This window comes from Actinomycetospora sp. NBRC 106375, from assembly GCF_030269665.1.
GTDB lineage: Bacteria > Actinomycetota > Actinomycetes > Mycobacteriales > Pseudonocardiaceae > Actinomycetospora.
The window spans coordinates 74,537-97,145 of record NZ_BSTS01000018.1 but is presented as its reverse complement, the minus strand read 5'-3'; the positions used below and the strand labels follow the sequence as shown (position 1 = coordinate 97,145).

Here is a 22,609-nt window from a genome sequence, read left to right as displayed (position 1 = left end):
GTTGACCTCGCGGGTGACGAGGGCCTGCGGGTGCACCACCTCGATCTCGGTCCGCGCGACGCCGACCGGGGGCGTGGGTGCCCGGAGCCGCTCGTGATCCCGGAGGCGGGTCACGTCGAGCAGGAGCACGGCCGGATCGTCGCCCGACGGGCACTGGCGCGCCCCGGCGACGTCTGAGCGCGGGAGGGCACCAGCAAGATCCTCGCCGGGACCGCGGCGGCCTCGATGCCTTCGAGGGCTTCCCCTCCGATCCGTCCACCTGCCTGCTTGGCGCGCGGAGCTGCGTGTCCGGTGGCATCGTCGGGGCCACCCGGTGTCGCGCACCACGCGCGTGCGGCCGGTCGGAGAGGACGGCGCCGCGTGGACGTGGGGACGACCGACACCGAGGCGCGCAGCCTCGTCCACTGGGCCGAGAGCGGGCGGCTCGGCATGGAGGCCTTCTACGCGCTCGCCATCGAGGACTACCGGCAGATGGTCGCGGCGCGCGACTGGGCCGCGGACCTGCGCAGGCATGCTCGTGACGACGCCGAGGTGCGGGTCCTCGACGTCGCCTGCGGCAGTGGCAAGTTCCCCGCTGAGCTGGTGCGTCGCGGGCTCGCCGGTCGGGTCGACGGACGCTCGGTCGGGGTCGACCTGCTCGACCCGTCCGCGTTCTCGATCTCCGAGGCGCGCTCGGTGCTCGGCCCGCCCTTCGTGGTGCGCGGGGAGCACGAGGTCCGCCTGCAGGACCTCCATCCCTCGGTGGATGGGTTCGACGTGGCGTGGGCGACCCACGCGCTCTACGCGATCCCGGCCGGGCAGCTCGACGCGGCCCTCGCCCGCATGGTCGCCGCGCTGCGCCCCGGTGGCTTCGGCGCGGTCGTCCAGGCGACCACCGCGTCGCACTACCTGCGCTTCGCCGGGCTGTTCAGGGACTCCTTCTCGCCCGCGTCGACGCCGTTCTCCACCGCCGAGCAGGTGGCCGACGCGCTGGGCCGCGCCGGCGTCGAGCCGAGGGTCGAGCCGATCGAGTACACGGTGGCTTCCGACGACCGCGCCACCGTCGAGGGGTTCCTGCAGCGCTGCGTGTTCGAGGACTCGGTCCCGCTCGCGGCGATGGAGGCCGACCCGGCGGTGGGCGCCTACCTCACAGGGTGCCGCACCGACGGCGGCTACCGCTTCACCCAGCACGTCCATGTGATCACCTGGGAGGTGGCGCCGTGAGCGCCGTGAACGATCGGCTCTCCGACGCCACCGGCGCCGGGCCCTCCACCGACGTCTCCACCGCCTGGGACTCCGACAACGAGTCGTGGTGGGACTGGTACATGACGCTCGCCGAACGGCAGGACGGCGACGGCGACCTGGTCGAGGTGTCCGTCGTGGATCCGGGGCCGCTCCCCGGCGAGGCCGAGGTGCTCGCGCAGCTCGCCGAGCCCTACCCGCTCGACGACGCGGCGGTCGCCGCGTTCGCGACCGATGGCTTCGTCCGACTGCCCGGGGTGATCACGCCGGGGGCCGCCGAGGTCCTGCGCCGGCGGCTGGAGATCATGCTCACCGATCGGTCGAGCGCCTCGGGGCTGCGCAGCCGCGAGATGATGTGGCTCGAGGACGACCTCGTGCGGGCCGCGGTGCTCTCCCCGCGGATCGGGTCCATCAGCGCCGCCCTGCTCGGCGTCGACGCGCTGCGGCTCTACCACGACAGCGCGCTGTGCAAGGAGCCCGGCGCCGGCCGCACCCCCTGGCACGAGGACGCGCACCACTTCCCGCTCGACAGCCACGACGTGGTGTCCACCTGGATGCCCCTGCAGGCCGCGCCCGCGGCGATGGGGCCGCTCGCGTTCGCCCGCGGGATGCGCGCGCGCGACGTCGTCGCCGGGCTGCCGTTCGACAAGCACGGCACGTCGTTCGACCGGCAGGTCTCCCGAGCGTTCGACGACGCGGGTGTCGAGGTGGTCGAGGAGCCGTTCGCGCTCGGTGACGTCAGCTTCCACTCCACGCTGTGCTTCCACACCGCAGGGGCGAACCGCTCGACGCAGCCGCGCATGGTGCTGGGGGCGACCTACTACGGGGAGGGCGCCCGCATCATCGACGCGCCCACGATGGTCAGCGGCGACTGGCGGCTCTTCGTCCCCGACACCGAGCCCGGCGAGCGCGCCGCGAGCTCCCGCAACCCGCTGCTGGACATCCGCCGGGCGTCGTCCCGTCGGTGGTGATCGGGACCGCGACGAGCACGACGAGGACGGCGGTGGTGCGGGATACCGCAGAGGTATCGGGGCGGTCGCGCCGATCATCGACGTCACCGCATCGGCGCCCGCACCTCTGCGTCAAGCTTCGGCGCGGACCGGCTGTGGCCGATCACGACGAGCTGGGACGTGTCGTCAGCGGGCCGCGATTCGCGCTGCCGTGCGTTGCGGCCGGTCTCGTCGTCGCGGCAGGAGATGACGAGCACCGCGAAGACTTGCTGGGCGCGGCGCGCGAGGTGGCGCAGGACGTCGAACGTGGCGTCATCACCCCGCTGGACGTTCTCGAACGACCGCCCGACATAGGGGGGTCCGGGTGCAGGGATGGGGGACTTCTCCCAACGTCGGCCTCGTCGCGTGTCCTTAGTGTTCTCGCTGTCCGGCGGCCTCACCATGCTTGCGCTGCCCGACGACTCGATCATCGCGGCGGCGGGGTCGCACGGCACGCCTGTCGACCACAGCCGGCCCGCGGCGTTCTTCCGGGTCGACGGCGGCCTGCTCGCCGTCGGGGACGCCGCCGAAGTCGTGCAGCTGCGCGGATACGCTCAGGGCCCCGGTCCTGGAGGTGCGTAGTGGCGCAGGTCGTCGACTTCTCTGACGTCTCGACGAATGGCCTCGAGTCCTCTCCGGTCGCGGCGGCTCTCGCCGGCCTGCGTGCGAACGAGGCTCGGTACTTCACGAACAAGTACGACCACGAGTTCACCGTCGAACCCGCGGACGAGGCCGTCGAGGTCGTCGAGTGGGTGACCCGAATCCTCGCCGAGGAACGAGAGATCGTGATCGCGTCGCGGCCGTTGGAGGCGACCGGATTCGTGGCGGGCGGAATCCGGTTCGCCTACGTGTTCTACGAGTCGGGGCTCTCGATCAACGTGATGTACGGCCTCGAGCCGGGGTCGAAACGCGCAGTGGGGTTCAAGCTCTCGGAGGGCATGGAGGTCCCCGACGAGCTGGCGACGCGGTTCAAGTTCGCGAAGCAGCGCTCCAAGCTCGCCGGCACGATCCGCGGCAGCTTCTTCGTCATCAAGGGCGAGTACTGACGGGCCGCTCCCCAGGTGGTCACCGGGTCGCCGTGGGCGACCGGCGCCCTGGAAACGGAGGGGTTCTCCGTTCCTCCCACTACGCCTGGGCGCGGAAGAGCAGCGCGGAGTGTCCGACGCGGATGGTGTCACCGTCCGCGAGTTGCTCGGTCTGCACGGGGGATGCCGTTGACGAAGGTGCCGCTGGTCGACCACTGGTCGGGTCAGCGTGGCTTGCCGACGTCCCACTCGATCACGAAATGACGGCGGGACACGGAGGCGTCGGTGAGCGCGGAGTGGGCGTCCCTGCCGCGACCGATGACGTTCGAGCCTCGACCAGTCGGGCGTCGTGCCGGGCGATGACGTGACATCAGCGGGCCTCGAAGCGGGCCCGACCGGCCACGGAGGACACCCCTCCCGCTCTGCTCGAGGTGTTCGCTGGGCCCGGGTGGAGCCGTTACCGTCGGGCCGATGACGGCGATGTACTCGGTGGATGACGAGCCCGCCCGTGGGCACCCGCTGCGGAAGGGGGCGTCACCGGGGGCGATCCGGTCGGCGCTGCTGCCCGAGGACCAGGCCGGCTTCGATGCTGACTACGAGCAGGCGCTGACCCGGGCGGGCACCAGCCGCGATCTGACCGAGCTGTTCACCGTGCTCGAGCACTGGCGTCGCCTTGCGGTGCTGCAGTCCGAGCCCGAGGTGTTCCGGCGCGTCGCGCGCCGGGCGGCCGAGCTGCACACCGGGGCGCCGCGACCCGAGGACGAGCCGCTGTCGGTGACTCGGTCGCACACCGGCATCTGAGCCGGCGTATGTCCTCCACGTCGACGACGAGGTGTCCGCGGCGCTCGAGCAGCTCCCCGCCGAAGTATCGGCGATGGTGCTCGAGCTGCGGGCCGCGCTGGAGGTGTCGCCGTGGACGGTCGCACCGTCGGTGAATCCTCGGAACCCCGACGCGGAGGTTCGCTGCCATGTCTTCGAGGTGGGTGGGGGGGAGGGCATGGTCTGGTACCAGGTCACGGAGTCCTTGGAGTGCGTCGATCTGCTGCGGCTGGTCTGGCACGGATGAACCCGCCGCGAGAAGCGACACACACGCTCGTACTTGCGGTCCCCGCCGGGACACCCCCGTGAGATCGCCCCCAGCCGCCCACTCGGGCTGAACGACGTCGGGAGGACCAACGGGAAGGGCCACTCCGCTCGAGCAGATCGAGCAGAGGGGCGCTTGATCGGGCCGGAGTCGCGAGGTCACCAGGCGACGGCGCCGCCGTCGACGAGGAAGTTCGCTCCCGTGCAGTACGAGGCCGCTGCGCTGAGCAGGAAGACCACCGGCCCGACGAGCTCCTCGGTCTCGGCCCGCGGGCGAGCATGGCGGCGCCCTCGGCACATCGGCCTCCACCGCGAGGGCGCGGCGACCGACGCCCTCGATGGTGGCGACGGTCTCCGCCACCCCCTCGGCGGACACGTCGAGGCAGGCCACGTCGGCGCCGTACTCGGCCAGGCCCAGCGCCACGCGGGCCCCGATGCCGCCCGCGGCTCCGGTGACCAGCGCGGCGGCAGGCCCGTCGACGTCGAGACGGAACGACGGCGCCGGACCGGCCGCGAAGGAAGCGGTCACGCCTGGGCCGAGGCGGCCTGCTTGGCCTCGCGCTCGGCCTGGTGCTTGGCCGACCAGGCGTTGCCTAGCCGCTGTCGGGGGCCGGTCGGGGCAGGAGCCGGCGGACGTCGTCGCAGAGCTCCTGGATCTCATCGATGGGCGCGGCGCTGAGCAGGCCCATGAAGTGCGACCAGCGGGCTCCGTCGACGGACACCGCCATGGACGCGGACCCGGCGGCCAACGCCAGCAGCCCGTCGAGGCCGGCGCGGCGGCAGACGGTGACAGCGGTCATCTGCAGGTGCAGCTCGGTCAGGCCGCTGCGATGGAGCTGTTCGCAGTAGTTGGCGAGACTCCTCATCTCGGACGTGCCGATGGGGCCGGCCAGAATGATGGTGCGCGGCGTGGGGGAGAGCACCGGCGGCCCCCGCTCGAGTTGAATGACCGTCAGCCTCCTCCTCCCGGGGGTGCGCGGCAAGTGAGCGGCTGGCTACGGTTCGGGGCCGCTTCACGCGGCTGTGTCGCTCGCGGTCCCGCCCGGCAGCGACATCCGGGCGATGGTGGCGAGGACTCCGGCGTACTGGCGGGGAAGCGAACCAGACGTGTACGGGAGTCCGTAGCGCGTGCAGATGTCGCGCACCGCGGGTGCGACCTGCGCGTAGCGGCGCGAGGGCATGTCCGGGAAGAGGTGGTGCTCGATCTGGTGGGACAGGTTGCCGGTCATCAGGTGCAGCAGCGGGGGGCCGTCCAGGTTGGCCGAGCCGAGCAGCTGGCGCAGGTACCACTGGCCACGCGTCTCTCCGTCGAGCTGGTCCTCGCCGAAGACCTCGGCGCCGGCCGGGAAGTGGCCGCAGAAGATCACGGCGTGCGTCCAGACGTTGCGTGCGATGTTGGCGGTGAGGTTGGCCGCGAGGGTCGTCGGGGCCGCCAGGCCGGACAGCAGCGGCCACCGGATGTAGTCCTTGGCGAGTTGGCCGCGGATCTTGCGCCACAGGCCGCGCAGCTCGCTGCGGGCCTGTGCCCACGGCTTACGGCCGGCGGCGACCTCCTCGAGCTCGATGTCGTAGACGGCGATGCCGTACTCGAAGCCGAGGGCGAGCGCGGCGTTGGTGCCGAGCTGGACGAGGTGGTGCGGTCGCCACGGCTGTTCGGGGCTGACGCGCAGTACGGCGTACCCGACGTCGCGGTCCTTGCCGAGGACGTTGGTGTAGGTGTGGTGCACGAAGTTGTGGGTGTACTTCCACCCCTCGGCGGACGAGGCCGAGTCCCACTCCCAGGTGCTCGAATGGATCTCGGGGTCGTTCATCCAGTCCCACTGGCCGTGCAGGACGTTGTGGCCGATCTCCATGTTCTCGAGGATCTTGGCCACCGAGAGGGCCGCGGTCCCGGCGAGCCAGGCCGGCGGCAGCGGCGAGACCAGCAACAGCGTGCGGCCGCCGGCCTCGAGCCCTCGTTGGACCGCGACGACCCGCCGGATGTAGGCGGCGTCCTCGTCGCCGAGATCACTCATCACGCTCTGGCGCAGCGCGTCCAGCTCGACCCCGAGGTCCTCGACGTCGGCATCCGAGAGGTGCGCGGTCGTACTCGACGTCGACGTCGTCGGTGGACGGACCGCGGTGGCGTTGTGGTCGTCGTCGGTGTGGGTGGTGGTCGGTGCAGGCAGAACAGCCGTCATGGGGCCTCCGGGTCTCGCGGACGTGGGGCGACGGGATCGCGGGGTCCTGGCGAACACATTCGGAGGGCCGCCGGCGCGGGGCCGTGCGGGCTCACTCCCAGGGTGCTCGCCCGACCGCCGTCGCACACCCGGAGGAGCGCAGGCCTACACCTCGGCGCGGTGGGCCGTCCTACGGATCGGCCCGGAGGGACGCCACGTCGACCGTGCGCTCGACCACGGCGCGGGCGAGGTCGGTGAGCCGCAGACCGTGCCGTCGGGCGTGGGTCCGCAGCCTGCCGAACGCCTCCTCCGGGCTGAGCCCGCTCTGCCCGGCGACGACGCCCTTGGCCTGCTCGATGGTCACTCTGCTGTTGAGGGCGCCCTGGAGCTGTTCTTGCACGGTCTCGGCGTGGCGCACCGCCCGCTCGTGGAGCAGGCCGATGGTCGCCGCGTCCGCCAGCGCCTGACCGAGCCGGACGTCGTCGTCGACGAGGGTGTGCGGGTCGGTGTGGAGCAGGGTCAGCACCCCGATCACCTCGTCCCGCAGGCGCATCGGGAGGGCATGGGTGGACCGGAACCCGGCGTCGGTGGCCTGGAGCGCGTAACGGGGCCACCGGTCGCCGGCGCCGGGCGCGGTGAGGTCCTCGCTGCTCACCGGCCGTCCGCTGCGCACGCAGTCCACGCACGGGCCGGCGTCGATGGCGACGGCGAACACCTCCAACAGGCGGGTCCGCTCCGTGGACGCGGCGGCCACCGACAGGCCGCCCTGCCCGTCGGTCAGGATGACCCCCGCCGCGTCGACGTCGAGGAGCTCGACGCAGCGTTCCGAGAGCATCGTCAGCATGTCCAGGGCGTCGAAGTCGTGGACGAGGGTGTCGGTCAGGCCCAGGAACGTGTCGATGACCTGGGGTTCGCGGCCGTTGCTCATGGGTCTTCGCCCTCCGGGTTCGGGGCTGGGGTCTCTGGAGATGCTTCGTGCCCGTCCTCGAGAGGAGGTCCCGGTGCGGGCGTCCCCGACCGGTCGAGCACCAGGTCGCGGGCGATGATCCGCCGGGCGACGTCGTGGATCGGTTCGCTGTGGGAGAAGGCGTAGGCCCGCAACCGCAGCAGGGCGGTGGCGACGTCGACGCCGGCGCGGGCCGAGACCATGCCGGCGGCGACGTGCACGTCGGCGTGCACGTCGGGCAGCCATCCCGTCAGGGACGCCGCCGCGTCCTGGACGTCGCCGTCGTCCTCCGGGGCGGCGCCGTTGCCGGAGCCGGTGAGGTCGAGCAGGGCCTCGGTGGCGAGTGCGGCGAGGGCGAGGGCGTCGGCGAGCTGCTCGCGCGTGAGCTGGCCCGCCGTGAGGCGGTGCAGATCGAGGGTGCCCAGCCGGACCGCGCCGACCTGCAGCGGCAGCGAGAACAGCGCCGCCACCCCCGCCCGGACCGCCTCGGGGGCGAACCCCAACCAGCGGGCCGGCTCGGCAGCGATGTCTCCGGCCAGGACCGGGAGGCCTCCCCGGAAGGCGTCGAGGCACGGGCCCTCGCCGGTGGTGAGCTGCAGGTCCTCGAGCTGCTGGGTCAATCGGCCGGTGGCGGCGAGCTGGTCCCGCGCGCCGCCCACCCCGCCCTCGAGGCTGCCCATCACCGTCACCCCGGCACCATCGACCCGGACCTCCGACACCGCCACCGTGCACACCCTGCCGAGCCGGGACAACAGGGCCGGCGCGTCGGCGGTGCCCCGGCTGCCCCCCGCGCCCGCGCCCGCCGACCCCTCGCCGTCGACGAGCGCCAGCAGCCGGTGACGCCGCAGAGCGTCCTCGGCGCCATCCTGGGCGCTCACGCTGTGTCCCTCCCGACCCGCGCAGCGACGGCTGTGTCCTCGTCGGCCGGGGTCCGGGGCCTGCGACGCGCTGGTGGCACGACGTCTCGAAGACCACCGCACGGTAGAGCATCGAGGCCCGATGGGCTTCCCGCCTCTCGCGGCACTGGTGCGGTGACGGACCGTGTAGCGTTCCGGCCGTTGCCGTCTTGTTGTCCTCGCGTCGAGCGCCGGATCACGTGACACCGATCTCGTGCGCACACCCGGGGAAGCCTCGGGTTGGCAGGAGTTCCGGGCAACGCCGACCGGCAGGTCCCTGCCGCGGCCGCGCAGAAGAGATGAGGAACTCCGTGACCGACGGAACCGTGAAATGGTTCAACGCCGAGAAGGGCTTCGGTTTCATCGCGCCCGATGACGGGAGCAAGGACGTCTTCGTCCACTTCTCCGCCATCGACTCGTCGGGCTACAAGTCGCTCGAGGAGAACCAGCGGGTGACCTTCACCGCGTCGCAGGGCCAGAAAGGGATGCAAGCCGACTCGGTCCGTCCTCTCTGAGACCACGGCGGGCCGGCGACCGGCGAGCGTCCTCACGACGCCTCCGGCGCCGGCGCGCCGATCGACCCCGTCAGGCCTGCACCTCCACGAAAGCAGGGCAACCATCAGGTCACCCGTTTCTCTCGCGCACGCTTCCGGGCACGTCGACCGCCCCTGCCGCCAGCGCCACGCGGACGCCTCGTGATCCCCACCGGCCGTGTCGCCGCGAATCTGCTCGATCTCGTCGGCGAGGGGGTCGGCGCGCTGGTCGTCTCCTCGATCGCGCTGGTCGCGGCCGTGCGGGGCGCAGCGCCGCCGACCCGACCGGCGTCGTCACCGCTCCCCGACCCCCTCGATCCCCGCACTCGCCCCTGATCCCTGCTCGCCGCGCAGGGGCGCGCCGGCCTCGTGCAGGTGGCGCAAGGTGCGGGCGTACGAGTCGAGGAGCCCGGTCTCGGTGTAGGTGATGCCCTGCCGCTCGCAGAACGCGGCGACGAGAGGCCGCGCGCGCCGCAGGTTCGGCCGTGGCATGCGGGTGAACAGGTGGTGTTCGATCTGGTGGTTCAGGCCGCCCATCGCGTGGTCGACGAGGACGTTGCCGCGGATGTTCCGCGAGGTGAGGACCTGCTTGCGCACGGGGTCGAGGCGATCCGCCGCGGACACCATCGGCATGCCCTTGTGGTTCGGCGCGAACACCGCCCCGAGGTAGAGCCCGAAGAGCCCCTGCTGGACGACGACGAAGACGACCGCGGGGCCCGGCGAGAGCACGAGGAACACCGCACCGAGGTAGACCAGGGCGTGCACGGCGAGCAGAGTCGCCTCCAGGCGAGGCCTGGCGACCTCGCCGTCGAGGAGGGCCCGGACACTCCCGACGTGCATGCTCAGCCCCTCGAGCAGCAGGAGAGGGAAGAACAGCACGGCCTGGTGGCGGGCGACGAAGCCGAGCGGACCGCGCCGCCCCGTGGCCTGCTCCGCGCTGAAGGCGAGCACCGGGATCTGGACGTCCGGGTCGCGGGTCTCGTGGTTGGGGTTGGCGTGGTGCGCGTTGTGCTCGGCCACCCATCGGGCGTAGCCCAGACCGATGGCGAGGTTGCCGGCCACGTAGCCGACGGCGTCGTTGGCCCGTGCGCTGTCGAAGATCTGGCGGTGCCCGGCGTCGTGACCGATGAACCCGCACTGTCCGGCCACGACGGCGAACACCGGAGCCAGCGCCACCGTCCACCAGGAGTCGCCGATCGCGACGAAGGCGGCGACGGTCGCACCCAGTAGCGTGGTCGTGGCGACGATCAGGGCCGCGTACCAGCCACGGCGCCGCTCGAGCAGCCCGGCCGCGCGCAGCGCGCGCGTCAGCACGGCGAACTCCGTGCGCCGCGGCACCGGTCGGACCGCCTCGCCCGCGATCATGGTTGCTCCTGTCGTGTCGTGTCGACGGCCCATCGGTCAGGCCGGATGCGGGCGAGCGGGGAAGCGCGGGCGCCCGAAGACCTCGGGGAACGCCGACACCTCGGGGTCGGTGATCAGCCGCCGGCGCAGCCCCACGACGTGCAGCCGGCCGCCGGCGCGCGAGAGCCGGTGCCAGGTGGCGGCGAGGACCTCGAGGACGTCGGCGTCACGACCCTCGAGGCGGGTCAGATCGACGGTGATGTGGCGGCCGTGGGCTCTCATGATCAGGTCGAGCGCACGGTCGAGGCGTTCGACGGCGTCGGCGTCGGCGTGGCCGTCCACGGTGACCTGGGCGTGGTGGCGGATGGTCCACATGACGATCAGGCGGGGGCTGGGGCACATGGGAACCGACGGGGGCGGCGCCGGAGCTCGACGAGTGCGCCGAGCACCTGTGGCAGGTCGTTGACGAGGGCCGAGAGACCGGATGGTGACAGCTGGAGCATCGAGAGCTTCCCCGGAGGAGTCACGTGAGCAGGACCGAAACGTCCACCGGGACCAGGGGGGACAGCTGCCGCACCGTGCGGGCGCGGCGATGAGCGCGGCTACCCTTGCCTCTCGGCGGGCCAAACACTCCTCGCGACGGGCTGCCGCCCTCGAACGGGCTCACGGCCCGCTCCCCGGGGCGGGAGGCGCGGGCGGGCGACGCGCCGCCTGACCGAGGACGTCGGCGAAGCGGTCCGACACGGCCACCTCGCGATCGAGGCCGCACAGCCGCAGCGCCCGCCGTCTCAGGACGACCGGGATGCCCGGACGCGAGCGCGGGTCGCGTCGTGGTGCATCCAGGCGGTGGTGGTGTCGTCGGCGATGGCCTGACCCAGGGCACGCTGGTCGGCATCGAAGCTGCGTGTGCGGATGTCGAACAGGTACAGCGCGCCGACGACGCGGCGGCCGCTGCGCAGCGGGAGAGCCTGCGCCGAGCGGAAGCCTGCGCGGCGTGCGGCGGCGCCGTAACCGGGCCAGGCCGCGGTGTCGCGGTCGATGTGCGGGCTGCTGACCTGGGCGCCGGTACGGAGGGCCTCGACGCCGGGGCCGGTCTCGGTGGCCGCGGCGAACGATGCGAGGTCGTGGCAGCCCGGTGACGTCGCCGCGGCGACACGCACCCGCTCACCGGGCGAGACCAACAAGACCGCCGCAGCGGCGACGTCGAACACCGCGAGACAGCGTCGCGCGAGCTGGACGAGCAGCTCGCTCGAGCTGGATTCGGGCACGAAGGACTTGCCTCTCGCTGGTGCGGGCGGAACAGGCGGTACGCGCCCGGGGCGTCGCCGGTCGGGACCGACGCGGCGGGGCGCGACGACGGGGACACCGGACGTCGGCGACGGTGCGATCCGATCCGGCAGATCGGTGATTGCGGACTGTCTGCTCCCGCTTACCTCCAGCCCCGTCCACGGGGCGTGGTCGGAGGATCGGACATCACGTCGACCGGGTCTGGGGAGGACGACCGGGGCCCGCGTGCGAAGCCCGGTCACGTGAACGTACCTCCCGGGGAGAGGTCGCCCAACTCGACCGGACGACGTTGCGACGGACAGACCAGTCTCGACGAGAGACCGGTTGCGCTCATCGACCGGGCTCGCATCCAGGAAGCGTCGCCGCGTCCGTCAGGGCTCGAACCCGTGGAGGGCAGGCCGCAGGGACGTCATGGCGGCGAAGGTGCGGGACTTGACGGTACCGAGCGGGATCCCGAGCGTCGTCGCGATCTCGGACTGGGTGCAGCCGCGGTAGTACGCCAGCGCCAGCACCTGGCGTTGCGCCGGCGGGAGGGCCGCGAGGGCCGCCCGCACGTTCGCGCCCACCACCGAACCGATCGCGGCCTGGTCCGCTCCCGGGGCGGCGGGGAGCTCCCGCTCGTCCTCACCGGCCGAGAGGGTGCGCCGTCGGATCGCCGCTTCGCGGCGGACGGCGTCGACGGCGATGTGGTGGGCGAGCGTGAAGATCCACGTACGGACCGATCCGCGCGCGGGATCGAAACGGCCTGCCTGGCGCCAGACGGCGAGGAACAGCTCCTGGGTGGCCTCCTCGGCAATGTGCTCGTCGCGACAGATGCGCCGGGCCAGGGAGTACACCTGCCGGCCGAACCGGTCGTAGAGCTCGCCGAGGGCGTGCTGATCCCGCCGGGCGACGCGGGCCAGCACGGCCGCGTCGACCTCGGACTCGCCGGTCTGTCGCCGCCGTCCGGCACCCCCCGACTCCGGGTGGCCGTGCTCGGGGGGCTCGGGCACGTCGGCCGACGCGGCCGTGCCGGTCACTGCGCTCATCCCGCTCCCGCCGCGCGCGCCTGTTCTGGTGCACGGTGCGCCGGGTCCGGGACATCACCGGTGGTCCTTTCAGTCCAATCTTAGAGGCCCGGTCGAAGCAGCGCAGTGCGCCGCGCTGCTGACCGATGGGAGCGGCGAACCACGCCAGTGCCCCACCTCCGGGATCGTCCCGAGCCGGCGCCGCGAGGACGTGCCCGACGTCCGTCTCCCGCGGCCCAGCATGGGTAGCGGCATCCCGGCCCCGATGCCGGACGGGCGAGCACGGCTCGCAGGACGAGGGCGGACGGCGATGCACCCCAGACACGGCACCCGCGCCGATGCGCTCGGCCGGAGGACCCGCGTCCCGACCGGGACGTCGGCCCACCGGCAGCCCGCGCCCTCGACGTCCATCACGGTCCGCCACCGCGGGGACGCCACGCTCCTCCGAGTTCGCGGCACGCTCTGCACCGACACGGTCGCCGAGCTCCACCATGTCGTGTCGAGCGCCCTGGCGAGCAGGCCACCCCGCCTGGTCGTCGACATGACCGAGGTGCTCGCCGGTGGCGCGCCGGCATGGTGGACCCTCCACGCGGTGGCGGACCACGCCCATCGGTGCGGGGTCCTCCCGACGGTGGTCGTCCCGAATCCTCGGGTACGGGCGCGTCTGGCCGAGGTGGCGCGGTGCGGGTTGGAGATCGTCGGTGCGTCACCGCCACCGGCCGCGTCGCACGAGTCCGCGGACTTCGTCCACCGGATCGCTCGTCCTTCGACCGACCTGTCGGCGTGGGAGATCGAGGACCTGCTCGGTCGCTACGGTTCCGCGCTCGTGACGGTGACGCGGTCACCGCCGGCCGTTGTCACACCGGACCGACGTTCGTCACCGAGCCCCCGACGGTCCTCACCATCGCGACCCGCCAGGAGATCGAGGATTCCCTGACCCGGCTCGCCGCGGGCTACCGCGACGCCAGGCTGGTCTCGGCGCGCCCCGCCCTGGAGACGGCGACGCTCCTCGGCGACCAGTACTGCGAGGCGAGCGTGCTCTGGTGTCACGCCGACGGCGAGGGCCGGCGCCGTGTCCATTCCCGCTACCGCTATCTGCTGCGTCGGGTGCACCGACGCCTCGCCACGGGCTCGGTCGCCGCATACACCCGCATCAACACCGTGACCGTCCTGGAAGGACCGCGCGTCGCGGGACCGCACGGACCCCGCTGACGAGCGGGGCGCGGTATCAGTCGGGGTTGCGCGGAGCGACATCGGAGCTGCCCTGGTCCTCGGGGTCGACGTCCACCGCGAAGGCCGGCTCGGTGTCGGCGCCACGGCCGGAGGCAGCCTCCGTCGGCGCGAGAGCATCGGGATGCCCGCCGTCGAGGCGGTGGTCGGGCCCGCCGAGTACCCGCCGCTCGAGCTCGTCCACCGCGTCCTCGGGGTGGCGGCGGGCGCGATGCCGGTCCAGCGGGTCGTCGGACGGACCCGGCTCGGGGGATCGATCGGTCATGGCGGCTCCCTGTCGCGTCGGGCGGCGCAGAGGATCGGGCCGCGCCTACGAGGTGCTGACCGCGCGGCGCGCGAACTCGCGGATCTGCTGGCCCGGACGCTGCTGCTCGCCGTGCTGCGAGCCCAGGGCCAGGACGATCCCGGTGAGGGCGGGCACGGCGGACTGCGCGTAGCGCAGCTGGCGCTCGGCCTGGGCCACGTCCACCGGGAGCTGCTCGGCGACGGAGCCGACGGCCTGCCCGACGGCCTTGTCGGCCGCCGCGGTGACCGTCTGCGGCCCGCCGCTCGCCGAGGCGGGGGAGGTGGTCGACGACGACACGCCGGGCGCCCGGTGGATCTCCTCCTGCTCGAGCCTCTTGCCGAGGATCCGGGTGTAGGCCGACGCGCCGAGTGCCGCGGCGGTCAGCGCGACCTTGACGGCGGTGTTGCGGGCGGGGCCGGGCTGGTGGGCGACCCGGTCACGGTTGGCGGCCAGCAGTCCGACGGCGCCCGTGAGGTGGACGCCGATCGCGGCCGCGTTGACCGGGGTCCACTTCGCCCAGCCGACCGCCGCGATGCGGCGCGCGGTGTGCCGGTCCCCGGCCTCGGCGGCGGCGGCGTTGAGCCCGGCGGCGCCGAACAGGGAGCCGCCGAACCATGCCGCGAGGCCCACGTCGTGCATCGTGCGGATGACGGTCTGTCGGTCATTGGTCATGGGGTTCCTCCCGTCCGCCCGAGCGGAGCTCGGCGGACGACGTATCGCCGGGGAGATGTCGGGATCGGGCGCTGCGGGTGTCCGTGCGCACGCGCACCCGGATCGGTGATCACCCGGGATGTCCGGCTCTCGTGATCGCGGACGACCCGGCGCGGCGGCCCGCGTCGTCGGCATGGTCGAGGACTCGACCGCCGGGTCCGGGGCGGCGACGTGATCAAAGGCGGGTGCCCTCGGCCGTGGGGCGTCAAACGGGCGGCGCGGGCGCACGACGTCCTCGGCGGGCCGGTCTCGCGACGCTCATCACGTCGCCGGCGCCGGAGTGACCGGCGGGCGCACTCTGGACGAGGGCGTTCTGTGCCCTCTCTCCGACCGAACAAGGTGATCTGCCGATGTCCGACCGCCACGTGGTCCCCGCCGACGAGGGCTGGCACGTCGAGAAGGACCACGCCCAGCGCGCGAGCGCCACGGCCCCGACCCAGGCCGAGGCGATCTCCCGGGCTGTCGAGATCGTCGCCAACGACGGCGGCGGTCAGGTCATCGTTCACGGCAACGACGGCCGGGTTCGCGAGAACCGCACGGTCGCCGCCGGTGAGCCGCACACCGCTCGCACGGCGGCGGCCGCGGCCACGGAAGCAGTCGCCGAGGGCGCGCAGGTGACCGGCCGCGCGGCCGGCGAGGAGCTCGCCGCGGCGGGCGGGACGCTCGCCGCGGAGACCGACACCGCCGCCCGTGAGGTCGCCGAGCACACCGGGCGCGGTGCCGAGCACGCCGCGGCCATCGTCGACGCCGCCACCGGTGGCATCGCGGAGCAGGCCGTCGCCGCGGCCGGCGGGGCGAAGCCCGTCGCGGCCGCCGCCCGGGACGCCGCCACTATCGCCGAGACGGCGGGTGGCCAGGTCGCCGACCAGGCCGACCGCGCCTCCGGCCAGGTCCGCGACGCGACCGCCTCCGCAGCGTCCCGCGCCGAGGACGTGCTCGCGACGACCGCCGCACGAGGTGAGCGCGCAACCCGCAAGCAGGTCGACCGCGCCGCCGTCGCCGGCGAGGGGCTCGGGGACGAGCTCGGCAGCGCCGCGGACCGCACGGGGCGGCGCGTCCACGCCGTCACCGAGTCGATCGCCCTGCCGCTGGACGAGGTCACCGACCAGGTCCTCGTCCGGATCGGCCGGCTCTCCCACGCCCTCAACCCCGTGCGGGTGGTCGGACGCAGCGTCGGCGTCGCCCTCGCCGGCGGGCTCTACCTCGCGGCGCTGGTCAGTGCCCGCGGGACGCGCGCCGCGCAGCGTGGCGTCCACCGCGCCACCGACGAACGCTGACAGCCGGCCGTCGTCGGCGGGCGGATCGGGCCGGGAACTAGACGGACAGCTCGGCCCGGGCGGTGGTCTGCCGGCAGATGCAGCGCCGCTCCCAGCCGACGTCCCGGGTGGCACGGCAGAAGCGTTGGCCGAGCGCGTCGTGGGCGGCCCAGACGTGGGGACAGACCGTGCACGTGGTCGCGGTCCGTCCCCACCGAGGTTGCTCGGTCATCCGGCGACCCCGGCCGGGGTCGCCGTGGGCAGGTCCTCGTCGATCTCCTGCAGCAGCTCGGCGTGTGATTGCACGTTGTCCGGTGCGCTCGCCCGCCGCAGGACCCGCTCCGCGACGGCCGGGGCGGTGTCCGGGGGGATGACGAGCACGCACACCCGTCCCTGCCACCGGCCGGCGATCACGAACCACACCGCGTCCGGCGTGAAGGTGGCGAAGCCGTCGAACGAGACCCGGCCGGTGGGTGTGACCAGGCGCTCCCGCCCGGTGGGGTCCCAGCCCAGCCTCCCGAACGCCACGCGCTCGACCGGTCCGATCCGGGAGGAGAGGGCGGCGAGGATCTCCGGGAGCTCGCGACGCAGGTCCCGCGACCGCGGCCACCAGGCTCCGTCCACGAAACCGGGCTTCGCGCCCCTGGGCTTGAGCTCGAGCCGCACCCCGCCGTCCTCCGCGACCGGGGTGGACGTGAGGGCTGGATCGATGTGCTGTGGTTCCGACATCGTCGGCACCCCGTCCCGGACCGCCGAGCGGCCGATGTGGACCTCGTCGGGGTCGGGCCGACGCTGCTCGTCGGACACTCGGACCCCGATACCGTCGACGCTACGCCGGCCGCGTCCGGCCGCTCGCCCGGTATCACCTCGCGCTCCCACCATGCGGCGTACTGTCAGTTCCCCTGGCGGAGTTGGCCCCGGACACCCGGCGAGCCCCGTCCCTTCATCCTCGTGGGTCGGAGTCGCCGTGAGTGCGGTCGTTGTCGTCGTCGCCGTCGTGCTGGTCGCGGCGGTGCTCACCGGGACGAGCGTGCGGCTCGTCCAGCAGTACGAGCGGGGGGTCGTGCTGCGGTTCGGCCGCCTGCTGCCGTCGGTCCGGCAGCCGGGCCTGCGCTTCATGATCCCGTTCGCGGACCGGATGGCGAAGCTGTCCGTCCAGACGGTCGTCCTGGACGTGCCGTCGCAGAACGCGATCACCCGCGACAACGTCACCATCGGGGTCGACGCGGTCGTCTACTTCCGCGTCGACGACCCGGTGAACGCCGTGATCAACGTCCAGAACTACGTGCTGGCCACCTCCCAGGTGGCGCAGACCTCCCTGCGATCGGTCATCGGTCGCGCCGACCTGGACACGGTCCTCTCGGACCGGGATCGGATCAACGGAGAGCTCAAGGGCGTCATCGACGCTCCCACCGAGCAGTGGGGCATCAGCATCGACCGCGTGGAGATCAAGGACATCTCGCTCCCGGAAGGCATGCGACGGTCGATGTCACGCCAGGCCGAGGCCGAGCGTGACCGCCGCGCCCGCGTGATCAACGCCGACGGCGAGCTGCAGGCGTCGACCAAGCTCTCGCAGGCCGCCGCGGCCATGGGCGAGACCCCGGGCGCCCTGCAGCTGCGGCTGCTCCAGACCGTGACCGACGTGGCGGCCGAGAAGAACAGCACGTTGGTGATGCCGTTCCCGGTCGAGCTGCTGCGCTTCTTCGAGCACACCGGGGTCACGTCGCCCGGGACGGCCGTGCCGGGCGATCCGGCGCTCCGCTCCGCGCCCGTCCCCGGCGACGCCACGCCCGAACCCGACCCCGCGCGGCCCTCGGCGACGTCGCGAACCAACGGCGCCGGACGGCCCGACGGCGGAGGGACCCTGCCGCCAGCGGAGGGATGAGAGGTTGCTGCGGCACGGACCGTCGCGGAGGCTCCGTGGACTCGACGCTCGCGTTATCGTGAGGTCTCACTCGGCTGTCCCCGGACCCGGCTGGCCGTCTCCGACGCCTCCGCACGGGATGAGCCACACGATGACTGCACCGAACGAGGCCCTGCTCGTCGCTCTGCGCCGCTCCGCTCAGGGGCTGGTCGAGCGCGACCTCAGCGACCTCGAGGACGTGCTGACCCGGATCGTGGCCGCCGCGACGCAGACCGTTCCCGGCGCCGACGGCGGCGGTATCGCGTGCCTCGACCGGGAGGCGGTCCGCGGGCGCCACGCCACCGCGGACGTGATCCGCGAGATCGACCAGGTGCAGGACGACCTCGGCGAGGGGCCCTCGGTCACGGCGGCTGCCGATCCACCGTCCAGCGGCATGGTGATCGCCCACGATCTCGGGTGTCGGCCCGACACCGACCGGTGGCCGCGATTCGCCGCGGTCGCGGTCGCGCGCGGCTACCGCTCCGTCATGTCGACCCAGTTGTCCGCCGACCCTCGAGCGGCGCTGACCCTGTACTCCCGGACGGCGCACGCTTTCGACGAGCAGGCCTGCGTCATGGCCGGGCTGTTCGCCACGCAGGCCGCCGTGCTGCTCCACGGCGCCGAGCGGGCCGCGAATCTGGAGCGCGCACTCGACTCACGCGACCTGATCGGACAGGCCAAGGGCATCCTCATGGAGCGCTTCACGATCACGAGTGCGGACGCGTTCGACTTACTCGTCACCTCCTCCCAGGAGACGAACCTGAAGCTCGTGGAGGTGGCGCGCTGGCTCGTCGAGGAATCGGCCACGACGCGGGCGAGTGCCGGGCGCGCGTTGCCGTCCGACGGGGACGACGGGCCCGGTGATTTCTCACAGCCCACGCTCCGTGTGATGTGACCCGCGTGCGCAGTCGCGGCGCACGTCCTCCTCGCGGGAGCTGCCACACTTCGCCGGTGAACGTGCGCACGAGGAACCGCGTCACCGTCTCCGGTCGCGTGGGGGCTCGTCCGATCGTCTTCGCGCACGGCTTCGGTTGCGACCAGAACATGTGGCGTCTCGTCGCGCCGGCGTTCGCCGGGGATCACCGGGTGGTCCTCTTCGACCACGTCGGTGCCGGACGCTCGGATCTCTCGGCGTGGGATCCCGATCGGTACGCGACGCTCGACGGGTACGCGCAGGACGTCCTCGAGATCGTGGACGACCTCGACCTGGACGACGTGGTGCTGGTCGGGCACTCGGTGAGCGCGATGATCGGCGTCCTCGCGGTGGTACGGGCGCCGGCCCGCTTCTCCCGTCTCGTCCTCGTGAGCCCGTCGCCCCGCTACACCGACGCCCCGCCCTACCGGGGCGGGTTCACCGAGGCCGACATCGACGAGTTGCTCGAGGCGCTGGACAGCAACTACCTGGGCTGGTCGGGGGCGATGGGGCCGGTGATCATGGGAAATCCGGACCGGCCGGAGCTCGCCGAGGAGCTGACCAACAGCTTCTGCCGCACCGACCCCGAGATCGCGCGCCACTTCGCGCGCGTCACGTTCACCTCGGACAACCGGGCGGACCTGGGAGGCGTCCGCATCCCATCACTGGTCCTGCAGTGCCGGCAGGACGCGATCGCCCCGCCCGAGGTCGGACGGTGGGTGCACGGCGCACTGGACGACAGTCGGCTGGTGATCCTCGAGGCGGCCGGGCACTGTCCCCAGCTGAGCGAGCCCGGGCAGGTCGTCAGCGCGATCCGCGAGTTCCTCCCGTCCCCGGTGCCCGCCGCACCGTGACCCCTCCCGGCCTCGAGGTCCTGCTCGAGGAGACCCTCGACGACCTGTACGAGCGCGCCCCCTGCGGTTACCTGTCCACCCTGCCGGACGGCGGGATCCTCAAGATCAACGCAACGATGCTGGGCTGGCTGGGGCTGACGCGCGCCGACGTGGTGGGGCAGAAGCGCTTCAGCGACCTGCTGTCGGTGGGTGGTCGGATCTATCACGAGACCCACTTCGCCCCCCTCCTGCGGATGCAGGGCGAGGTCCGCGGCGTGGCCCTGGACCTCGTGACCACGTACGGGCCACGGCTGCCCGTGCTCGTGAGCGCCACGATGACGGCCGGGCCCGACGGTGAGCCGCTGCTCGCCCGGATGACGGTGTTCGAGGCCTCGGACCGCCGGGCCTACGAGCGCGAACTGCTGAGGGCGCGTCAGGAGGCCGAGCAGGAGCGCGAGCGCCTGCAGCACCTCGCGACCGTGCTGCAACGGACGCTGCTCCCGCCGGCGCTGCCGCGTGTGCCGGGGCTGACCACCGCCGGGTACTACCACAGCGCCGCGGTGGAGCAGATCGGCGGTGACTTCTACGACCTGTTCCCGCTGGACCACGACCGCTGGGGGTTCTTCCTCGGTGACGTGTGCGGCAAGGGCCCCGCCGCCGCCGTCGTCACGTCGCTGCTGCGCTACACCCTGCGCGCCACGGCGGTCTACGAGAGCGACCCGGTGTCGGTCCTGGAGGCCCTCGATTCCGGCCTGCGCCAGCAACGGGCCACGGGGGAGCGGGGGTGGTGCACCGTCGTGTTCGGCCTGCTCACGCCCCTCGACGACGGGTTCAGGGTGAGTCTCGCCAGCGGCGGGCACCCGCCGGCGCTCGTCATGCGTGCGGGCGGGCGGGTCGAGGCCATGGACACCGTCGGCGGCCAACCCGTCGGGCTCCTGCCAGACCCCCGGTTCGTCGCGGCGACGGCTGTCCTCGGGCCGGGCGACGGGCTCGTGCTCTACACCGACGGTCTGACCGAGGCGCGCCGGCCCGACGGCACCATGATCGACGACACCCTCCCGCAGGTCGTCGCCGGCCTCGTCGGTCTCGCCGCCCAGGGGGTGGTGGACGGGCTCGCGGAGCTTCTGACGTCGCTCGGCCCCGGTCTCGCCGACGACGCCGCGATCCTCGCCCTCACGGTCCGCGGGGCGAGCCTCAGTCCTTCGGACTGAGGCCGAGGGTTACCGAAGACGGGCGGTCACCAGCCTGCCGCGGGTCTCCACGCGTCACATCGCGACGGCGTCGGAAAGCGTGGCTCCACGCCGCTGAACGTGCGGCGCGGAGCCACCCAGGAACCCTGGGCGCGGAGCGGACTCGAACGCGCCGGAGCCGACCCGATCCTCGGCACCCTCGACGGTCATCCGCCGGGGCCTCCATGTCGCCGTCGCCTGCCCGGTGGTCCGGCGACGCGTTCGGCCATAAGGTTGTGCACGTCCGTCCTGGACCTGACGGCCACCGTGCCCCGCTCGGCGAGCGGGCTGTGTGTTCCGGGTCAGCGGAGGATGGACGGGGGTGCCGGCCGTGCAGGGCTCGATCCGCTCCGGGGAGGCGTCAGCTCGAGGGCTCGGCGCCCGCCCCGAGAGCGCGCAGGCGATCGAGGACGGCTGGCTGCTCGCGAAGGCCCGCGGTGGCGAGGTGGAGGCGTTCGAGGTCCTCGTCGGTCGGCATCGGGACCGGATCTACCGGATCTCCCTGCGGATGCTGGGCAGCCGGGAGGACGCCGAGGACGTCACCCAGGACGTGGTCGTGCAGATGTGGACCGGCTTGGCGGCGTTCTCGGGATCGAGCAGCTTCGTCACCTACCTGCATCGGCTCGTGGTCAATCGCTGCCTGAACCGCATCCGCCACGCGAGAACGACGGTGACGCTGCCCGACACGGGCGACCCACAGCATCCCCGCAGCGCCGGAGTCGGGGAACGGGTGCAGGATCGCGCCGAGCTCGCGTCGGCGACCCGGGCGCTGGAGGCCTTGAGTCCGGAGGTGCGCACGGTGTTCGTGCTGTGCCAGCTCGAAGGGATGACCTACCGGCAGGCGGCGGCCATGTGCTCGGTGTCCGAGGACGTGGTGCGTGGACGATTGGCCCGAGCCCGGGCCGGGCTGACGGCAGCGATGAGGGAGTGGACATGAGCGATGATCCGCTCCTAGCCGGCCCGACTCCGGGCGCCGGGCCCGCCGGGCTCGAGGACGCGGCGGTGGGGGAGCGGCGGTTGCCGTGCGGCACGGAGTCGGTGGACCTGCTCGCCCAGGTCTGCGACGGCGACAGCGGTCGTCGCACGGCCCATCAGCAGCAGTGCCCGTACTGCCGGGCTCTCCTCGTGGACTACGCCGAGCTCTGGTCCCCGTTCGCGGACCTGGCGGCCGAACCGGTCCGCGCGCCGCTGTCGATCGTCGACCGCGCCCTGGCCTACGTTCGCGAGGTCGCGGGCGACTCCCGCCGCCCCGTCCTGCCCCTCCACGACTCCACCCCGACGGCGGGTGAGGTGGCGGGGTCGGCGGACCTCACCGCGCGGGTGATCATGCGGTGCGTCCGGCTGGTCGCCCAGGAGGTCGACGGGGTCCGCCTGGCCCTGTCCCACGTCGAGGTCGCGGCGCCCACGAGGAACGTGACCGTGGACGTCACGGTGGCCGTGGACTACGGCCAGGACCTCTACGCCCTCGCGGCGAGGGTCCGCGCCCGCGTCGCCGACACGGTCCGGTCGCTGATCGGACCCGGCGCGGTGACGGTGTCGGTGCACATCGACGACGTCTTCCCGGCGCGCCCCGACGCGGCGACCGCCTGAGCTGCGGAAGGACGGCGCCACCCCGCCACGCAGGACGACGTGACCCAGATCACGTCGACCGATTCCGTGCGGTTCGGGCGCGCGAGGTGTCCAACTCAGTGAGTCCGGCCGAGCAGGCGCCCAGTCCCGCGCCTCCGAGTCCTCGCGAGTCCGCCGGGCGCCGTCCGT

The 22,609-nt window shown here is 73.1% G+C and carries 30 protein-coding genes and 1 pseudogene; 15 read left to right on the top strand and 16 right to left on the bottom strand.

Annotation, left to right across the window (positions count from 1 at the left end; genetic code table 11):
* Positions 1 to 30 precede the first annotated feature (30 nt).
* The 3 genes from QSK03_RS25650 to QSK03_RS25640 all read left to right on the top strand — a co-directional run bounded on the left by QSK03_RS25650 (position 31) and on the right by QSK03_RS25640 (position 2,192).
* Positions 31 to 177, top strand: coding sequence for a hypothetical protein (locus QSK03_RS25650; protein ID WP_285658041.1), 147 nt, complete (start codon positions 31 to 33; stop codon positions 175 to 177).
* A gap of 183 nt (positions 178 to 360) precedes the next feature.
* Complete coding sequence (locus QSK03_RS25645; protein ID WP_285658039.1) at positions 361 to 1,203, top strand: class I SAM-dependent methyltransferase; 843 nt, start codon at positions 361 to 363, stop codon at positions 1,201 to 1,203.
* The gene (locus tag QSK03_RS25640; protein ID WP_285658035.1) at positions 1,200 to 2,192 is read left to right on the top strand and encodes a phytanoyl-CoA dioxygenase family protein; all 993 of its coding nucleotides are present in this window, start codon (positions 1,200 to 1,202) and stop codon (positions 2,190 to 2,192) included. The genes QSK03_RS25645 and QSK03_RS25640 overlap by 4 nt, the downstream gene beginning before the upstream one ends.
* 83 nt (positions 2,193 to 2,275) lie before the next feature.
* Here QSK03_RS25640 and QSK03_RS25635 read toward each other — a convergent pair whose 3' ends face one another.
* Positions 2,276 to 2,665 carry a hypothetical protein gene (locus QSK03_RS25635; protein WP_285658033.1) on the bottom strand — a complete coding sequence of 130 codons (390 nt, stop codon included), beginning with the start codon at positions 2,663 to 2,665 and terminating at the stop codon, positions 2,276 to 2,278.
* Between the two features lie 126 nt (positions 2,666 to 2,791).
* Here QSK03_RS25635 and QSK03_RS25630 point away from each other — a divergent pair, with 126 nt between their 5' ends.
* Positions 2,792 to 3,256 (top strand): DUF8821 family protein, encoded by a 465-nt coding sequence (locus tag QSK03_RS25630; protein ID WP_285658032.1) that lies wholly within the window; start codon positions 2,792 to 2,794, stop codon positions 3,254 to 3,256.
* 203 nt (positions 3,257 to 3,459) lie between these two features.
* Here QSK03_RS25630 and QSK03_RS33230 read toward each other — a convergent pair whose 3' ends face one another.
* Complete coding sequence (locus QSK03_RS33230; protein ID WP_352232043.1) at positions 3,460 to 3,606, bottom strand: FHA domain-containing protein; 147 nt, start codon at positions 3,604 to 3,606, stop codon at positions 3,460 to 3,462.
* A gap of 100 nt (positions 3,607 to 3,706) precedes the next feature.
* Between QSK03_RS33230 and QSK03_RS25620 the strand changes: the two genes are divergently transcribed.
* Both QSK03_RS25620 and QSK03_RS25615 read left to right on the top strand, forming a co-directional pair.
* The gene (locus QSK03_RS25620) at positions 3,707 to 4,036 is read left to right on the top strand and encodes a DUF6247 family protein (protein ID WP_285658030.1); all 330 of its coding nucleotides are present in this window, start codon (positions 3,707 to 3,709) and stop codon (positions 4,034 to 4,036) included.
* A gap of 31 nt (positions 4,037 to 4,067) precedes the next feature.
* Positions 4,068 to 4,301, top strand: coding sequence for a hypothetical protein (locus QSK03_RS25615; RefSeq protein ID WP_285658029.1), 234 nt, complete (start codon positions 4,068 to 4,070; stop codon positions 4,299 to 4,301).
* Positions 4,302 to 4,477: 176 nt separating this feature from the next.
* Here QSK03_RS25615 and QSK03_RS25610 read toward each other — a convergent pair whose 3' ends face one another.
* The 6 genes and pseudogenes from QSK03_RS25610 to QSK03_RS25585 all read right to left on the bottom strand — a co-directional run bounded on the left by QSK03_RS25610 (position 4,478) and on the right by QSK03_RS25585 (position 8,301).
* Positions 4,478 to 4,618 (bottom strand): SDR family oxidoreductase, encoded by a 141-nt coding sequence (locus QSK03_RS25610; protein ID WP_285658028.1) that lies wholly within the window; start codon positions 4,616 to 4,618, stop codon positions 4,478 to 4,480.
* Positions 4,619 to 4,670: 52 nt separating this feature from the next.
* Positions 4,671 to 4,979, bottom strand: a pseudogene (locus QSK03_RS25605) (hypothetical protein); the annotation flags it as partial.
* On the bottom strand, positions 4,912 to 5,184 hold the full coding sequence (locus tag QSK03_RS25600; protein ID WP_285658027.1) for a hypothetical protein: 273 nt from the start codon (positions 5,182 to 5,184) through the stop codon (positions 4,912 to 4,914). The gene QSK03_RS25600 and the pseudogene QSK03_RS25605, both read right to left, overlap by 68 nt.
* Positions 5,185 to 5,331: 147 nt before the next feature.
* Positions 5,332 to 6,498, bottom strand: coding sequence for a fatty acid desaturase family protein (locus QSK03_RS25595; protein ID WP_285658026.1), 1,167 nt, complete (start codon positions 6,496 to 6,498; stop codon positions 5,332 to 5,334).
* Between the two features lie 169 nt (positions 6,499 to 6,667).
* Positions 6,668 to 7,405, bottom strand: a complete 738-nt coding sequence (locus tag QSK03_RS25590) for a GAF and ANTAR domain-containing protein (RefSeq protein WP_285658024.1) — start codon at positions 7,403 to 7,405, stop codon at positions 6,668 to 6,670.
* Complete coding sequence (locus QSK03_RS25585; protein ID WP_285658022.1) at positions 7,402 to 8,301, bottom strand: ANTAR domain-containing protein; 900 nt, start codon at positions 8,299 to 8,301, stop codon at positions 7,402 to 7,404. Before QSK03_RS25585 ends, QSK03_RS25590 begins: the two co-directional genes overlap by 4 nt.
* Positions 8,302 to 8,630: 329 nt before the next feature.
* Between QSK03_RS25585 and QSK03_RS25580 the strand changes: the two genes are divergently transcribed.
* Positions 8,631 to 8,834 carry a cold-shock protein gene (locus tag QSK03_RS25580; RefSeq protein ID WP_285658020.1) on the top strand — a complete coding sequence of 68 codons (204 nt, stop codon included), beginning with the start codon at positions 8,631 to 8,633 and terminating at the stop codon, positions 8,832 to 8,834.
* A gap of 312 nt (positions 8,835 to 9,146) precedes the next feature.
* On the opposite strand, the gene QSK03_RS25575 is transcribed toward QSK03_RS25580, so the two are convergent.
* The 4 genes from QSK03_RS25575 to QSK03_RS25560 all read right to left on the bottom strand — a co-directional run bounded on the left by QSK03_RS25575 (position 9,147) and on the right by QSK03_RS25560 (position 12,511).
* Positions 9,147 to 10,217: a fatty acid desaturase family protein gene (locus QSK03_RS25575; protein WP_285658018.1), complete on the bottom strand. Its 1,071-nt coding sequence runs from the start codon at positions 10,215 to 10,217 to the stop codon at positions 9,147 to 9,149.
* Positions 10,218 to 10,253: 36 nt separating this feature from the next.
* Positions 10,254 to 10,598 (bottom strand): STAS domain-containing protein, encoded by a 345-nt coding sequence (locus QSK03_RS25570; RefSeq protein ID WP_285658016.1) that lies wholly within the window; start codon positions 10,596 to 10,598, stop codon positions 10,254 to 10,256.
* 386 nt (positions 10,599 to 10,984) lie between these two features.
* A complete protein-coding gene (locus QSK03_RS25565) occupies positions 10,985 to 11,464 on the bottom strand; it encodes a GAF domain-containing protein (RefSeq protein ID WP_285658015.1) in 480 nt (159 codons plus the stop codon).
* Between the two features lie 390 nt (positions 11,465 to 11,854).
* Positions 11,855 to 12,511 (bottom strand): sigma-70 family RNA polymerase sigma factor, encoded by a 657-nt coding sequence (locus tag QSK03_RS25560; protein ID WP_285657995.1) that lies wholly within the window; start codon positions 12,509 to 12,511, stop codon positions 11,855 to 11,857.
* Positions 12,512 to 13,273: 762 nt separating this feature from the next.
* Here QSK03_RS25560 and QSK03_RS25555 point away from each other — a divergent pair.
* The gene (locus tag QSK03_RS25555; RefSeq protein WP_285657994.1) at positions 13,274 to 13,702 is read left to right on the top strand and encodes a hypothetical protein; all 429 of its coding nucleotides are present in this window, start codon (positions 13,274 to 13,276) and stop codon (positions 13,700 to 13,702) included.
* 16 nt (positions 13,703 to 13,718) lie between these two features.
* On the opposite strand, the gene QSK03_RS25550 is transcribed toward QSK03_RS25555, so the two are convergent.
* Positions 13,719 to 13,985, bottom strand: a complete 267-nt coding sequence (locus QSK03_RS25550) for a hypothetical protein (RefSeq protein WP_285657992.1) — start codon at positions 13,983 to 13,985, stop codon at positions 13,719 to 13,721.
* A 45-nt stretch (positions 13,986 to 14,030) separates the two neighbouring features.
* The gene (locus QSK03_RS25545) at positions 14,031 to 14,678 is read right to left on the bottom strand and encodes a hypothetical protein (RefSeq protein ID WP_285657991.1); all 648 of its coding nucleotides are present in this window, start codon (positions 14,676 to 14,678) and stop codon (positions 14,031 to 14,033) included.
* Between the two features lie 389 nt (positions 14,679 to 15,067).
* On the opposite strand from QSK03_RS25545, the gene QSK03_RS25540 reads away from it, so the two are divergent.
* Complete coding sequence (locus tag QSK03_RS25540; protein ID WP_285657989.1) at positions 15,068 to 15,994, top strand: DUF2188 domain-containing protein; 927 nt, start codon at positions 15,068 to 15,070, stop codon at positions 15,992 to 15,994.
* A gap of 37 nt (positions 15,995 to 16,031) precedes the next feature.
* Here the strand turns inward: QSK03_RS25540 and QSK03_RS25535 are convergent, their stop codons facing one another.
* Together QSK03_RS25535 and QSK03_RS25530 are read right to left on the bottom strand one after the other, a co-directional pair.
* Positions 16,032 to 16,205 carry an RGCVC family protein gene (locus QSK03_RS25535; protein WP_285657988.1) on the bottom strand — a complete coding sequence of 58 codons (174 nt, stop codon included), beginning with the start codon at positions 16,203 to 16,205 and terminating at the stop codon, positions 16,032 to 16,034.
* A complete protein-coding gene (locus QSK03_RS25530) occupies positions 16,202 to 16,780 on the bottom strand; it encodes a DUF5994 family protein (protein WP_285657986.1) in 579 nt (192 codons plus the stop codon). The genes QSK03_RS25535 and QSK03_RS25530 overlap by 4 nt, the downstream gene beginning before the upstream one ends.
* Before the next feature lie 160 nt (positions 16,781 to 16,940).
* Here QSK03_RS25530 and QSK03_RS25525 point away from each other — a divergent pair, with 160 nt between their 5' ends.
* The 6 genes from QSK03_RS25525 to QSK03_RS25500 all read left to right on the top strand — a co-directional run bounded on the left by QSK03_RS25525 (position 16,941) and on the right by QSK03_RS25500 (position 22,441).
* Positions 16,941 to 17,858, top strand: a complete 918-nt coding sequence (locus QSK03_RS25525; RefSeq protein WP_285657984.1) for a slipin family protein — start codon at positions 16,941 to 16,943, stop codon at positions 17,856 to 17,858.
* 130 nt (positions 17,859 to 17,988) lie between these two features.
* Positions 17,989 to 18,771: a GAF and ANTAR domain-containing protein gene (locus QSK03_RS25520; protein ID WP_285657982.1), complete on the top strand. Its 783-nt coding sequence runs from the start codon at positions 17,989 to 17,991 to the stop codon at positions 18,769 to 18,771.
* 98 nt (positions 18,772 to 18,869) lie between these two features.
* On the top strand, positions 18,870 to 19,643 hold the full coding sequence (locus QSK03_RS25515; protein ID WP_285657980.1) for an alpha/beta fold hydrolase: 774 nt from the start codon (positions 18,870 to 18,872) through the stop codon (positions 19,641 to 19,643).
* Positions 19,640 to 20,833: a PP2C family protein-serine/threonine phosphatase gene (locus QSK03_RS25510; protein ID WP_285657978.1), complete on the top strand. Its 1,194-nt coding sequence runs from the start codon at positions 19,640 to 19,642 to the stop codon at positions 20,831 to 20,833. Before QSK03_RS25515 ends, QSK03_RS25510 begins: the two co-directional genes overlap by 4 nt.
* Before the next feature lie 340 nt (positions 20,834 to 21,173).
* Positions 21,174 to 21,788 carry an RNA polymerase sigma factor gene (locus QSK03_RS25505; protein ID WP_285657976.1) on the top strand — a complete coding sequence of 205 codons (615 nt, stop codon included), beginning with the start codon at positions 21,174 to 21,176 and terminating at the stop codon, positions 21,786 to 21,788.
* Positions 21,785 to 22,441: an Asp23/Gls24 family envelope stress response protein gene (locus tag QSK03_RS25500; protein WP_285657974.1), complete on the top strand. Its 657-nt coding sequence runs from the start codon at positions 21,785 to 21,787 to the stop codon at positions 22,439 to 22,441. Before QSK03_RS25505 ends, QSK03_RS25500 begins: the two co-directional genes overlap by 4 nt.
* Positions 22,442 to 22,609: the final 168 nt, after the last annotated feature.

What these genes read in the sequence shown, in the direction of transcription:
- QSK03_RS25520 (WP_285657982.1), top strand. Translation starts at nt 17,989, where the DNA reads ATGACTGCACCGAACGAGGCCCTGCTCGTCGCTCTGCGCCGCTCCGCT.
- QSK03_RS25590 (WP_285658024.1), bottom strand. Translation starts at nt 7,405, where the DNA reads ATGAGCAACGGCCGCGAACCCCAGGTCATCGACACGTTCCTGGGCCTG.
- QSK03_RS33230 (WP_352232043.1), bottom strand. Translation starts at nt 3,606, where the DNA reads ATGTCACGTCATCGCCCGGCACGACGCCCGACTGGTCGAGGCTCGAAC.
- QSK03_RS25620 (WP_285658030.1), top strand. Translation starts at nt 3,707, where the DNA reads ATGACGGCGATGTACTCGGTGGATGACGAGCCCGCCCGTGGGCACCCG.
- QSK03_RS25545 (WP_285657991.1), bottom strand. Translation starts at nt 14,678, where the DNA reads ATGACCAATGACCGACAGACCGTCATCCGCACGATGCACGACGTGGGC.
- QSK03_RS25500 (WP_285657974.1), top strand. Translation starts at nt 21,785, where the DNA reads ATGAGCGATGATCCGCTCCTAGCCGGCCCGACTCCGGGCGCCGGGCCC.
- QSK03_RS25595 (WP_285658026.1), bottom strand. Translation starts at nt 6,498, where the DNA reads ATGACGGCTGTTCTGCCTGCACCGACCACCACCCACACCGACGACGAC.
- QSK03_RS25560 (WP_285657995.1), bottom strand. Translation starts at nt 12,511, where the DNA reads ATGAGCGCAGTGACCGGCACGGCCGCGTCGGCCGACGTGCCCGAGCCC.
- QSK03_RS25575 (WP_285658018.1), bottom strand. Translation starts at nt 10,217, where the DNA reads ATGATCGCGGGCGAGGCGGTCCGACCGGTGCCGCGGCGCACGGAGTTC.
- QSK03_RS25570 (WP_285658016.1), bottom strand. Translation starts at nt 10,598, where the DNA reads ATGTGCCCCAGCCCCCGCCTGATCGTCATGTGGACCATCCGCCACCAC.
- QSK03_RS25540 (WP_285657989.1), top strand. Translation starts at nt 15,068, where the DNA reads ATGTCCGACCGCCACGTGGTCCCCGCCGACGAGGGCTGGCACGTCGAG.
- QSK03_RS25600 (WP_285658027.1), bottom strand. Translation starts at nt 5,184, where the DNA reads ATGAGGAGTCTCGCCAACTACTGCGAACAGCTCCATCGCAGCGGCCTG.
- QSK03_RS25550 (WP_285657992.1), bottom strand. Translation starts at nt 13,985, where the DNA reads ATGACCGATCGATCCCCCGAGCCGGGTCCGTCCGACGACCCGCTGGAC.
- QSK03_RS25610 (WP_285658028.1), bottom strand. Translation starts at nt 4,618, where the DNA reads ATGTGCCGAGGGCGCCGCCATGCTCGCCCGCGGGCCGAGACCGAGGAG.
- QSK03_RS25535 (WP_285657988.1), bottom strand. Translation starts at nt 16,205, where the DNA reads ATGACCGAGCAACCTCGGTGGGGACGGACCGCGACCACGTGCACGGTC.